This window comes from Micromonospora sp. NPDC000207, assembly GCF_040300925.1.
Lineage (GTDB): Bacteria > Actinomycetota > Actinomycetes > Mycobacteriales > Micromonosporaceae > Micromonospora.
In genome coordinates, this window is the sequence record NZ_JBEPEQ010000045.1 from 14,952 (window position 1) to 26,988 (window position 12,037).

Annotated in this window: 10 protein-coding genes; 8 read left to right on the plus strand and 2 right to left on the minus strand. The window is 72.3% G+C overall.

The features are described 5' to 3' along the window. Position 1: 1 nt before the first annotated feature. The 4 genes from egtB (at position 2) to ABT336_RS13630 (ending at position 3,954) form a co-directional block, all read left to right on the plus strand. Positions 2-1,333 carry an ergothioneine biosynthesis protein EgtB gene (gene egtB / locus ABT336_RS13615; protein WP_350896903.1) on the plus strand — a complete coding sequence of 444 codons (1,332 nt, stop codon included), beginning with the start codon at positions 2-4 and terminating at the stop codon, positions 1,331-1,333. 16 nt (positions 1,334-1,349) lie between these two features. Continuing rightward, positions 1,350-2,108, plus strand: coding sequence for an ergothioneine biosynthesis protein EgtC (egtC, locus tag ABT336_RS13620; protein ID WP_350896877.1), 759 nt, complete (start codon positions 1,350-1,352; stop codon positions 2,106-2,108). Between the two features lie 37 nt (positions 2,109-2,145). Then, the gene (gene egtD, locus ABT336_RS13625; protein ID WP_350896878.1) at positions 2,146-3,114 is read left to right on the plus strand and encodes an L-histidine N(alpha)-methyltransferase; all 969 of its coding nucleotides are present in this window, start codon (positions 2,146-2,148) and stop codon (positions 3,112-3,114) included. 249 nt (positions 3,115-3,363) lie between these two features. After that, positions 3,364-3,954, plus strand: coding sequence for a TMEM165/GDT1 family protein (locus tag ABT336_RS13630; RefSeq protein ID WP_350896879.1), 591 nt, complete (start codon positions 3,364-3,366; stop codon positions 3,952-3,954). An 81-nt stretch (positions 3,955-4,035) separates the two neighbouring features. Here ABT336_RS13630 and ABT336_RS13635 read toward each other — a convergent pair whose 3' ends face one another. Beyond that, entirely contained in the window at positions 4,036-5,880 is a 1,845-nt protein-coding gene (locus ABT336_RS13635; RefSeq protein ID WP_350896880.1) for a polysaccharide biosynthesis protein, read from the minus strand. A gap of 187 nt (positions 5,881-6,067) precedes the next feature. Between ABT336_RS13635 and ABT336_RS13640 the strand changes: the two genes are divergently transcribed. Then, the gene (locus ABT336_RS13640) at positions 6,068-7,522 is read left to right on the plus strand and encodes a tyrosine-protein kinase domain-containing protein (protein WP_350896881.1); all 1,455 of its coding nucleotides are present in this window, start codon (positions 6,068-6,070) and stop codon (positions 7,520-7,522) included. Here the strand turns inward: ABT336_RS13640 and ABT336_RS13645 are convergent. Beyond that, positions 7,503-8,057, minus strand: coding sequence for an arsenate reductase/protein-tyrosine-phosphatase family protein (locus tag ABT336_RS13645; protein WP_350896882.1), 555 nt, complete (start codon positions 8,055-8,057; stop codon positions 7,503-7,505). The two genes, ABT336_RS13640 and ABT336_RS13645, sit on opposite strands and share 20 nt — an antisense overlap. 156 nt (positions 8,058-8,213) lie before the next feature. Here ABT336_RS13645 and ABT336_RS13650 point away from each other — a divergent pair, with 156 nt between their 5' ends. From ABT336_RS13650 to ABT336_RS13660, 3 genes are all read left to right on the plus strand, one after another. Continuing rightward, complete coding sequence (locus ABT336_RS13650) at positions 8,214-9,461, plus strand: glycosyltransferase family 4 protein (RefSeq protein ID WP_350896883.1); 1,248 nt, start codon at positions 8,214-8,216, stop codon at positions 9,459-9,461. Positions 9,462-9,547: 86 nt separating this feature from the next. Beyond that, complete coding sequence (locus tag ABT336_RS13655; RefSeq protein ID WP_350896884.1) at positions 9,548-11,335, plus strand: DUF4012 domain-containing protein; 1,788 nt, start codon at positions 9,548-9,550, stop codon at positions 11,333-11,335. A 12-nt stretch (positions 11,336-11,347) separates the two neighbouring features. After that, a complete protein-coding gene (locus ABT336_RS13660; protein WP_350896885.1) occupies positions 11,348-11,926 on the plus strand; it encodes a hypothetical protein in 579 nt (192 codons plus the stop codon). Positions 11,927-12,037: the final 111 nt, after the last annotated feature.

Consider the following 12,037-nt stretch of genomic DNA (forward strand, 5'->3'; position numbering starts at 1 on the left):
GGTGCCCGCCACCCACGCCCCCGACGAGCAGCGGCTGCGCGGCCGGATCGTCGCCGAACTGGCCCGGACCCGGGCCCGGACCGTCGCGTTGACCGAGGCCGTCGACGACGCCGACCTGGTCCGGCAGCACTCCGCGCTGATGTCGCCGCTGGTCTGGGACCTGGCCCACGTCGGCAACCAGGAGGAACTCTGGCTGGTCCGGGACGTCGGCGGTCGGGAGCCGCTGCGCCACGACATCGACGACCTCTACGACGCGTTCAAACAGCCCCGCCGGGACCGGCCCGCCCTGCCCCTGCTGCCACCGGCCGAGGCCCGCCGCTACGTGGCCGAGGTACGGGACAAGGTGCACGACCTCCTGGAGCAGGTCCGGTTCACCGACCGGCCGCTGCTCGCCGACGGCTTCGCCTTCGGCATGATCGTCCAACACGAGCAGCAGCACGACGAGACCATGCTCGCCACCCACCAGCTGCGGGACGGGGCACCGGTGCTCACCGCACCGCCCCCGCCGGAGCCGGCCGCCCGGGTCGCCGACGAGGTGCTGGTCCCGGCCGGACCGTTCACCATGGGCACCAGCACCGACCCGTGGGCCCTGGACAACGAACGCCCGGCACACACGGTGGAGTTGCCCGCGTACGCCATCGACGCGGCACCGGTGACAAACGGGGCGTACCGGGTGTTCGTCGCCGACGGCGGGTACGACGATCCGCGCTGGTGGACCGGGGCGGGGTGGCGGCACCGGACCGAGGCGGGGCTGACCGCACCGCTGCACTGGCGACGCGACGGCGACGGCTGGGCGTACCGACGGTTCGGCCGCTGGTCGGCGGTGCGCGACGACGAACCTGTGGTGCACGTCGGCTTCCACGAGGCCCAGGCGTACGCCACCTGGGCCGGTCGACGGCTCCCCACGGAGGCGGAGTGGGAGAAGGCGGCCCGTTTCGATCCGGTCACCGGCCGGTCCCGACGCTACCCGTGGGGCGACGAGGATCCCGGGCCCGAGCATGCCAACCTGGGCCAGCGGCACCTGTGGCCGGCACCGGTGGGGGCGTACCCGGCCGGGGCGTCGCCCCTGGGGGTGCACCAGCTGATCGGGGACGTCTGGGAGTGGACAAGCTCCCCCTTCCGGGGCTACCCGGGGTTCGCCGCCTTTCCGTACCGGGAGTACTCGCAGGTGTTCTTCGGCGACGACCACCGGGTGCTGCGCGGGGGGTCGTTCGGCACCGACCGGGCGGCCTGCAGGGGCACCTTCCGCAACTGGGACTACCCGATCCGGCGGCAGATCTTCAGCGGCTTCCGGTGCGCCCGCGACGCCACCGAGGCCGAGGCGCGCGGGTGAGCGGCGGAGTCCGCTGATGTGCCGACACCTGGCGTACCTGGGACCGCCGGTGACCCTGGCCGCTGTCCTGTACGACCCACCGCACTCGCTGTCGCGCCAGTCCTGGGCCCCCCGGGACATGCGCGGCGGCGGGACGATCAACGCCGACGGGTTCGGGGTGGGGTGGTACCCGCAGACGGTCTCCGGGGGTGCCGGCACCCCGATCCGCTACCGGCGGGCCCAACCGATGTGGTCCGACACGACCCTTCCGGACCTGGCCCTCTCGACCACCACCGGTGCCGTCCTGGCGGCGGTCCGATCCGCCACCGTCGGGATGCCCGTGCTGGAGGTCGCCGCCGCACCGTTCGCGGAGGGGCGGTGGCTGTTCAGCCACAACGGGGTGGTCCGCGACTGGCCCGACTCGGTGCTCGGGCTCGCCGCCGACCTGCCGGTCCGGGACCTGCTGACCCTTGACGCCCCGACCGACTCGGCGCTGCTGTGGGCGCTGGTGCGGCACCGGTTGCGCGCCGGTGGGGACCCCGCCCGGGCGGTGGCCGACACCGTCACCCGGGTCGCCTCGGCCGCCCCCGGGTCCCGGCTCAACCTGCTGCTCACCGACGGCCGACAGGTGGTGGCCAGCGTCGCCGGTCACGCCCTGTCGGCCCGGGTGGACGGCGACGCGGTCCTGTTGGCCTCGGAACCCGTCGACGACCGCCCCGACTGGTGGGCGGTGCCCGACGACCACCTGTTGGTGGCCACCGCCGACGGGGTCCGGACCCACGCCCTGACGCGGTGACGCCCCGACATCCGGCCCGACCCGAGAAGGAGGAGCTGTGAACAACGCCGAACCACTGGAGATCTACCTGGAGGAGCAGGACCTGGGTCGGGGGCTACGCGAGGACGTCCGCGTCGGCCTCGGCGCGACGCCGAAGTGGCTGCCGCCCAAGTGGTTCTACGACGCCCGGGGAAGTGAGCTGTTCGAACAGATCACCGAGCTGCCGGAGTACTACCCGACCCGGGCCGAGCGGGCCGTGCTGGCCGCCCGGGCCCCCCGGATCGCCGAGGCGACCGGCGCGAAGACCCTGATCGAGTTGGGGTCCGGGTCGTCGGAGAAGACCCGGCTGCTGCTGGACGCCTTCACCCGCCGCGGTGGGCTGGGCAGCTTCGTCCCGCTCGACGTCTCGGTCAGCGCCCTGCGACAGTCCACCGAGCAGATCGCCACCGACTATCCGGGCCTGCGGGTCCGGGGCATCGTCGGGGACTTCACCAGGCACCTGGACCGGTTGCCCGCCGGTGGTCGGCGCCTGGTGGTGTTCCTCGGCGGCACCGTCGGCAACCTCCTGCCGCCGGAGCGCGCCGCCTTCCTGGCCGCGATGCGGGCCGGACTGGAGGCCGGTGACTGGCTGCTGGTCGGCACCGACCTGGTCAAGGATCCCCGGGTGGTGGTGCCGGCGTACGACGACGCCGCCGGGGTGACCGCCGAGTTCAACCGCAACGTGCTGCGGGTGGTCAACAGGGAGCTGGGGGCCGACTTCGACCCGGAGGCGTTCCGGCACGTCGCGCTCTGGGATCCCGAGAACGAGTGGATCGAGATGCGGTTGCGCGCCGAACGTCCGATGCGGGTCCGGGTCCTCGACCTGGTCGTCGACTTCGCCGCCGGGGAGGAGCTGCGGACCGAGATCTCGGCGAAGTTCCGTCCCACCGGGATCGCCGCCGAGCTGGACGCGGCCGGGTTCTGCGCCGAGCACTTCTGGACCGACCCGGAGGACCTGTTCGGGGTGACGTTGGCCCGGGCCGTCTGAACGCCCACCGATCCCGGCCGGAGGTCGCCACGGTGAGGCCGGTCACCCGGCGACCACCGGGGCCACCCCGGTCGACTATGCTCGGCGGCGCGAAGGGGAGTAGCCCCCAATGTCGTGGTCGACATACTGACGCGTTCCGCGTCCGGCCACGCGGCCCCACACGGGGCGGGCGAGACCTTCGACTCAGGCTGTCACAGCCGGGTCGAGGTCGCCCTGACACCTCCTCCCGGCCCTGATCGGGAAGGTGTCATGGAAGGTTTCTTCATCGCGTTGGTGGTCAGCTTCGGCGTGATCTTCGTGGCCGAGCTGGGCGACAAGTCCCAGTTGATGGCGCTGGCCTTCGCCACCAGGTTCAGGACCGTGCCGGTCCTCATCGGCATCACCATCGCCACCGCCGTGGTCCACCTGGCGTCCGTGGCGATCGGGGTGGGACTCGGTGCCGCCCTGCCCACCGGCTGGATCTCCCTCGTCGCCGGTCTGGCGTTCTTCGCGTTCGGCGCGTGGACCCTGCGCGGCGACAGCCTCACCGAACAGGAGAAGCGCCGGGCCCAGCAGAACACCAAGTCGGCGATCGTCACCGTCACGGTCGTGTTCTTCCTGGCCGAGCTGGGGGACAAGACGATGCTGGCCACGATCACCCTGGCCACCCAGTACGGCTGGTTCGGCACCTGGCTCGGCTCGACCATCGGCATGGTCGCCGCCGACGCGTTGGCGATCCTGGTCGGGCGGCTGCTCGGCAAGAAGCTCCCCGAGCGGACCATCAAGTACGGTGCGGCGATCCTGTTCGCCATCTGCGGTCTGTGGCTGACGATCGAGGGCGTACGCGAGTTGCTGCTCTGACCCGTCCCCCCGACCGTCGGGGACGGAACCTCGCGACCGGTGACGGCCGGTGGCTCCATGGAGCCACCGGCCGTCACCGGTTCACCGGGGGGCGGGCAGGCTGCCCACCACGGGCCGGTCCGCGCAGATCGCCGCCAACCTCTTGACCAGCTCGTCCGGATCGGCGTACGGGTCGAGCAGCCTGACCTCCCCGGGGTCGAGCGCGGGTACCCGGACGTGCGAGATCAACGGGTGGATGGGGCGGCTGTCGGTCTCCTGAGCCCCGAACAGGTCCTCGTGCAGCTTCTCCCCGGGGCGCAGCCCGGTGAAGACGATCTCGGTGCCGGTGGCCGACTCGGCGGCGAGCCGCCGGGCCACCTCGGCGATGCGGACCGGTTCACCCATGTCGAGAACGAGCGCCTCCCCGGCCCGGCCGATCGTGGCGGCCTGGATGACCAGGTGCACCGCCTCCTGCACGGTCATGAAGTACCTGGTGACGTCCGGGTGGGTCACGGTGATCGGCAGGCCGGCCTCGATCTGGGCCCGGAAGGCCGTCAGCACCGACCCCCGGCTGCTGAGCACGTTGCCGAAACGGACGCTGAGGTGGCTGCCCCCGTGGGCGGCGTAGTGGGCGGTCAGCCGTTCGGTGAGCCGTTTGGAGTACCCGAGGACACTCGTCGGGTTGGCCGCCTTGTCGGTGGAGATGTTGACGAACCGGGCGACGTCCCGGCAGGCGTCCAGGACGTTCAGGGTGCCCAGGATGTTGGTCTTGATCGCCTCGCCGGGGTGCCGTTGCAGCAGCGTGAGGTGCTTGAGGGCGGCGGCGTGGAAGACGATCTCGGGTTGCCTGTCGGCGATGATCCGACCGATCTCCTCGGCGTCGCGGATGTCGGCGAGGATCAGCTCCGGCCCGTCGAGCAGCGCCCGGCCGTGTAGGGACATCTGCAACGCGTGCAGCGCCGACTCGTCCCGGTCGAGCATCATCAACTCACCCGGGTCGCACCGGGCGATCTGTCGGCACAGCTCCGAGCCGATGGAGCCGCCTGCGCCGGTGACCAGGACCCGCCGTCCGCGTAGCCCGCTGCCCTCGACTGTGAGGTCGGCGACCCGTTGGGCCCGGCCCAGCAGGTCGGTCAGCTGCATGTCCCGGACGTCGGTCACCTTCACCGGCCGGTCCAGCAGGTCGCGTACCGGGGGCAGGACCTTGAACGCGGCGCCGGCCTGGAGGGTGCGGGCCCGTACGTCGCGCATCAGTTCGGCGTCGGCGCCGCCCATGCAGAGGATCACCGTCGAGGCCCGGGTCTGCCCGATGACGTCGACCAGGTCCCCGCGACCACCCAGGACCCGGATCCCGTCCAGACGCTCTCCGATCCGTTCCGGCTCGTCGTCGAGCAGTCCCACCGGCAGGTACCGGCTCAGCGGGTCGCTGCGCAGCGACCGGAGCAGCTGTTCGGTGGCCACGTCGACGCCGTAGACGAGGGTCCGGCTGGCCGAGCGGGTCGGGCCGGCGTGCCGGTCGCGGTGGTGGCGGTAGGCGGCCCGGGCCAACGCCATGATCAACAGGGCGATCATGGCGCCGACCACTGGTGTGGTGGCCGGGACCGGGCGCGGGTCGACGGGCAGGAGCAGGGCGAGGGCCACCCCCAGCACCCCGGCCGTGGTGACGACCAGGGCCCACGCCTCGTTGGCGCTGCCCACGGGGTCCCGGCCGCGCAGTCGGGCCCGGACCAGCCCGAGGGCACCGTGTCCCGCCGCGCAGCCCACGGCGACGCCGAGCACGGCCGCGCACTGCCCGGCGGTGAGGGCGAATTCGAACCGCGTCCAGGCAGCGGTCAGCAGACCCCCGCACCACGCGAGCGTGTCCAGCGTTAGGAGGTACAGGGCGGCCCTGCGGCGGACGAATCGATGGTCGATGGGAGGGGCGGGCGAGGTCGGTGCTGGGTCCATGGTCTGCCCTCAGGTATTCGTTACCGTCTGAGTGGTTTGCGGCTTATAGCGGTGACAGATGGTTTAGATTCTGTTCGTCCCATCCCACACCGAATGGGGCCCAACCATATTTACATGATCTATAGGCCGATATAGGGGATTTGGTGAAGCTTTTATCGGCAGGGTCGGGACGAGGAGGGTTCGACTGATGGAGATTCGTGACTACCTGCGCGCGGTCCGCCGGCACTGGTGGATCGCCCTGGTCACGGTCATGGTGTCGCTGGGGCTGACCACTGTGGTCACCCTCCGGGCCCAACCCCGCTACGCCGCCACGGTGACCTTCTTCGTCACCACGCCGAACCAGGGGGTGAGCGAGGCGTACCAGGGCGGCATCTTCATGCAACAGCGGGTGAAGTCGTACGTCGACCTGCTACAGAGCGACAGGCTGGCGCAGAGCGTCGTGGCCAAGAGCCAACTCGGGTTGACAGTGGACGAGGTCCGCAGCCGGATCACCGCCTCCACGGTCCGCGACACCGTCCTGTTGCAGGGGACCATCGTCGACACCGACGCCACCCGTGCCCTGAAGCTGACCGAGGCTGTCGCAGCCCGCTTCGTCGAACTGGTCAAGGCGGTGGAGACCCCACCGGAGGGCCGCACCCCACCGATCAAGGTGGAGGTGATCGGTGGCCCCCGCGTCGGCTCGACCCCGGTCTACCCGGAGCCGGTCCGCAACTTCGCCCTGGGCACACTGATCGGCCTGGTCGCCGGCCTGGGGCTGGTGGTCCTGCGGACCAAGCTCGACACCCGGCTACGGGACGCGATCAGCCTGCAACGGGTCACCGGCAGTCCGCTGCTCGGTGAGATCCCCTTCGACGCCACCGCCCGCCAGGCCCCGCTGATCGTCGGCGACGCGGCGACCACGCCGCGGGCCGAGGCGATCCGCAAGCTCCGTACCAACCTGCGCTTCGTCGACGTCCACGAACCCGCCCGGGTCATCGCCGTCACCAGCGCCCTGCAGGGGGAGGGGAAGACCACCATCTCCTGCAACCTGGCCATCGCCCTGGCCGAGGCCGGGTGGCGGGTCGCCCTCGTCGACGCCGACCTGCGTCGGCCGAAGGTGGCCGAGTACCTCAACATGGAGTCCACAGTCGGGTTGACGGACGTCCTGCTCGGCGACGTCCAGGTCGGCGACGTGGTGCAGCGGTGGGGTGACAAGTCGCTGCTGGTCCTGCCGAGCGGCTCCACCCCGCCGAACCCCAGCGAACTGCTGGGCTCCAAGGCGATGGCCGACCTGCTGGTGATGCTCCGCGAGTCCGCCGACATCGTGGTGATCGACACCGCCCCGCTGGGCAGCGTCACCGACGGTGTGGTGGTCGCCGTCCAGGCCGACGGGGCGCTCCTGATCAGCCAGCACGGCCGGACCGACCGGGGTCAGGTCAGCGCGGCGGCCCAGGCGCTCCAGTCGGTCTCGGTCCGGCTGCTCGGCTGCGTACTCAACATGGCCAAGCTTGGCAAGGCCGAGGCGTACCGGTACGAGAACTACCGGATCGAGGTGCCGGCCGCCCGCAGCGGCTCCGCCGGCACCCGGGCCAAGCGGGGCTCGGCGGTCGGCCCGGACCGGGCCGACGACGACACCCAGACCCTCACCCGGCTGCCTCGATGAGAGCCGCGACCGGCAGCACGCACCGCTCGATCTCCCGGGCGCACCCGCGGAACTCCGCGAGCCCGTTGCCGAGCGGGTCGGTCAGGTCGTCGTCGGCGGGGGTGGTCGGCTGCAGCCGCCCCCGCGCCAGGGTGGCGGCCCGGACCGCCGCCGTCAGCGGTGCGCCGGTCGCCGCCTGCGGACTCGCGGCCAACTCGGCCAGGCGGGCGAACTGGCGCAGGGTGAACACCCGGTGCAGGGTCGCCGGCGCGAGCCCGACGCAGGTCGAGCGCTGGCCACGCGTGGCGGTCAGCACCAGGGCGGCGTCGCGGAGCAGGTCGGCGGTGACCCGGCGGCTGCGGAACGTCTCCGGGTCCCGGCTGGTGCCGGTGGCCACCTCGGCGGCGTACGGATGCATCGGGTGCCCGTCCACCGCGTGGGTGCCGGCGCTGGCCACCGTCACCGGCAGCTTCGCCAGCAGGTCGGTGGCGACGAACTCGGCCATCGGCGATCGGCACAGGTTGGCGTGGCACACGAACAGGATCCGGTCGGCCATCGAAGCCCCTCTCCACGGAGTCGTACGGGCGGTCACCGGCGACCGGACGCCGACGCGCCGACGTCCCGGGCCGGTCGGCGAGGGGTTGACGGCATCCTACGTGTCGCCGTGGCCCTCGCGTCCGGCCAACGCGCCGTCCGGTCAGGAGGTGCCCCGGTGAGGATCGGCATCCTGGCGTACCACTTCCCACCGGAACCGGCCTTCCTGGTCGGCAGTCTCGCCGAGGAGTTGGCCGCCCGGGAACACGAGGTGCGGGTGTTGACCGGGTTCCCCGACTACCCGGGCGGACACGTCTACCCGGGGTGGCGGCAGCGGTGGCACCACGAGACGCACAGCCTCCGGCTGACCGTCAGGCGGGTGCCCCGGTTCCCCCGCGACGACGGGACGGTCCGGGGTCGGATGGCGGCGTACCTGTCCTTCGCCGCCGGCGCCGGGCTCGTCGCCCGGCGGTACCTGCGCGGGGTGGACGTCCTCTACGTCCACCAGGTACCGGCGGCGACCCTCGCCACGGTGGCCGTCGGACGGGCCCTCGGCTCGGTGCCGACCGTCCTGCACGTGCAGGACGTCTGGGCGGGCGCGGAGACCCTCGGTGGTGGTGAGGCAGCCCGACGGTGGTCGGTCCGACTGGCCGGTTCCGCCGCGCGGGCCTACCGGGCGGCGGACAGGCTGGCGGTGACCGCGCCGTCGCTGCGCGAGCCGGTGGTGGCAGCGGGCGGCGACCCGCAGCGGATCCGGCTGGTACCGGGCTGGACCGACGACAGGCTGTTCCGGCCGGTCGCCCCGAGCCCGGCGGCCCGCCGGCTGGTCGGCGCGGACCGGCGGTGCCTGGTCATGCACGCCGGGACGATCGGCGTCGCCGAGGGACTGGCCACCGCGGTACGGGCGGCGGCCTCCCTGGAGTCGAAGATGCAACTGGTCCTGGTCGGCTCCGGCGGTGAGGAACCCCGGGTCCGGCGACTGGCCGGGGAGCTGGGGACGGGCAACATCCGGTTCCTGCCCCGGCGGTCGGCACTGGACATGCCGGAGCTCTCCGCCGCCGCCGACTACCACCTGGTGGCTGCCCGTGACCTGCCGGAGCTGCGGGGCCGGGTGCCGGGGAAGTTGACCGCCGCGCTGTCCTGCGCGGTGCCGGTCGTCGCCGCGGCCGCCGGGGACACCGCCCAGATCGTGGAGCGGGCCCGGGCGGGACTGTCCTGCCCGCCGGAGGACTGGGCCGCCCTGGCCGACCGGTTCTGGCTGGCCGCGACGATCCCCGAGTCGGCCCGGGTCGAGATGGGCCGGCGGGGACGCGACACCTACCTGCGGGAGATGTCGATGCGGGCCGGGGTCGACCGGGTCGAGCGGCTGCTGCACGAGGCGGTGGCGTCCCGCCAGGAGGGGTTCAGAAACCCCGTCAGGGGATGAACACCTATAAAGCCCTTTTTGCCCCGCGATCGTGTTACAAACAGCACGCATCAGGTTTCTGTCCGTTTTGAGTAGGGGAGTGTGGTGTGCCGGAGAGCGTGACGTCGCGTCCGCGCCCGTCCCGGCGTCGCCGTCGCGCGCGTCGTCGACGGGCACTACTGATCGCCCTGGTGTCGCTGTCCCTGCTGCTGTCCGCCACGGGTTGGCTCGGACTGCGCGTCTCCCAGGCGCGCACGCACCTGCTCAACGCCGCCGCTCTGGCCCAGGAACTCAGCTCCCAACTGCTCGCCGGGGACACCGACCGAGCCCAACGGACCCTCGCCGCCCTCCAGGAACAGGCCGCCAGGGCCCGTACCGCGACAGGTGACCCGTCCTGGTGGGCGGCCGGGTGGACGCCGTACGCGGGAGACGACCTGACCGCCGTACGCCGGGTCGCGGTGGCCATCGACGACCTGTCCCGCACGGCGTTCCCGTCCCTGGTCGGGGTGGACCCGGCGGCGCTGCTCCCCCAGCGGGGCGGCCTCGACCCGGCGGCCGTACGCGACGTCGCACAGCAGCTCGCCGCCGGTGACGAGGTGGTGCAGCGGGTTCGCGACGACCTCGCCACGATCTCCGCCGACGGGCTGGTACCCCAGGTCGCCTCGGCGTTGACCCGACTGCGCACCGAGCTCGACAGGCTGGCCGGGATGACCGCCACGACCAGTCAGGTGGCCCGGATCCTGCCCCCGCTGATGGGCGCGGAGGGGCCGCGTACCTATCTGCTTGCCGCGCAGAACCCCGCCGAGGTCCGGGCGACCGGGGGGATGCTCGGTGCGTACGCGGTGATCCGCGCCGACGGCGGGCGGGTCAAAATCGTCGGGCAGGGCGCCTCCGCCTCCGAGCTGCTCCGGTTCGACCCGCCGATCACGAAGCTCAGCGCGGAGATGCGCCGGCTCTACACCGACCTGCCCGGCATCTTCCCGGCGAACGTCAACCTGACCCCGCACTTCCCCACCGCGGCGAAGCTCTACCGGGAGATGGTCCGGCGGCGCACCGGCACCGAGGTCGACGGGGTCCTCGCCGTGGACCCGGTGGCGCTGTCGTACCTGCTGGAGGTGATCGGTCCGGTCAAGGTGCCCCAGGGGCCGCAGCTGACAGCGTCCACCGCGGTCCGGACCCTGCTCTCCGAGGCGTACCTCACCCTCGACGTCGCCGAGCAGGACGAGTTCTACGCCGCCGCCGCCGCTGCCACCTTTGACACGCTTCTGTCCAAAAAAGTGCCTCCTGCGGATGCTCTTTCTGCTTTCCGCCGTTCTGTGGAAGAACGTCGGATATTGTTCTGGAGTGCCCGGTCCGAGGAACAGCGGGTGCTCGCCGACAGCCGGATGTCGGGGGTGCTCCCGGAACAGGAGTCCGAGCCGACCGTCGGTGTCTTCCTCAACGACGGCACCGGCGCGAAGCTCGGCTACTACCTGCGGCCGGCGGCGACCCTGACTGTCGGTGAGTGCCGACCTGACGGGCGACGTCTGCTCCGGCTGGCGTTCTCGCTGGCCTCCTCGGCACCGAAACGCGGACTCACCCCGTCCGTGCTCGGTCTGGGCACCAGCATCCCGCCGTACACCGTCCGCACGCTGGTCTACGTCTTCAGCCCGGCAGGCGGCGCGGTCATCGGCGGGCGGCTCGACGGAGACGAGGTGTCGCTGGGCAGCGGCACCGAACGCGGCCGGCAGGTCGTCGTCGCCACCGTCGAGCTCCGCCCGGGAACGTCCCGGACCCTCGAGGTCGACCTGCTCACCGCGGAACGGACAGTGGCCGGCACCGCCGACCTCTGGCACACGCCCACCGCCACCCCGTGGACCACCCAGATAGATCCAGCACCAGCCTGTAACCAGTAGGAGGGAACCATCATGCGGCTATCCCGCATCATCATGGCGCTCACGGTCGGTCTGGCCGTGGTGGCCGTGCCGACCGTGGCGGCCGCGGCACAGCCGCAGCCGACGCCTTCCGTCACGACCCAGCCGCCGACGGACTATCCGCCGCAGCCGCCCGTGCTGACGGTGACCCCGACGACGGTGTACGTGGGCGAGACCGCCCAGCTCCGTGGTGCCGGCTTCGGGCCCGGGGAGATCGTGGACATCTCGATCCAGGTCAACCCGGTCCTGCCGCCCATCACCGCCACCGCCAACGGTGACGGCCGGTTCACCCGGTCGTGGACCCCGAGCCTGGAGGGCACCCACACCTTCACGGCGGTGGGTCGGGACACCGGTCGGACCGCCTCCACGACCCTGCGGGTCCTGAAGAAGGTCAAGCCGACGCCCAGCCCCAGCCACTCCAAGTGGCCGCACAAGGGCGGCTGGCTGCCGGTGACCGGTGACGACGCCGGCACCCCGCTCAAGGTCGGCGGCGGTCTGGTCGGGGCCGGCGCGGTCCTGATGCTGCTGACCCTGGCGTGGCGCCGCAAGGTCCGCATGGGTGAGGGCAGCTGATCCACCGCACTCCGGGCCCAGCCCGGTGACCGCACGCGGCACCCGTCGGAGTTCGTCTCCGACGGGTGCCGCCGTCTGCGCCCACCGTGTCTGCGCCCACCGCTCGCCTCG

Excerpts from the sequence above, each read along its gene's own strand:
- egtC (WP_350896877.1), top strand. The coding sequence starts at position 1,350 with ATGTGCCGACACCTGGCGTACCTGGGACCGCCGGTGACCCTGGCCGCT.
- ABT336_RS13630 (WP_350896879.1), top strand. The coding sequence starts at position 3,364 with ATGGAAGGTTTCTTCATCGCGTTGGTGGTCAGCTTCGGCGTGATCTTC.
- ABT336_RS13635 (WP_350896880.1), bottom strand. The coding sequence starts at position 5,880 with ATGGACCCAGCACCGACCTCGCCCGCCCCTCCCATCGACCATCGATTC.
- ABT336_RS13640 (WP_350896881.1), top strand. The coding sequence starts at position 6,068 with ATGGAGATTCGTGACTACCTGCGCGCGGTCCGCCGGCACTGGTGGATC.
- ABT336_RS13645 (WP_350896882.1), bottom strand. The coding sequence starts at position 8,057 with ATGGCCGACCGGATCCTGTTCGTGTGCCACGCCAACCTGTGCCGATCG.
- ABT336_RS13660 (WP_350896885.1), top strand. The coding sequence starts at position 11,348 with ATGCGGCTATCCCGCATCATCATGGCGCTCACGGTCGGTCTGGCCGTG.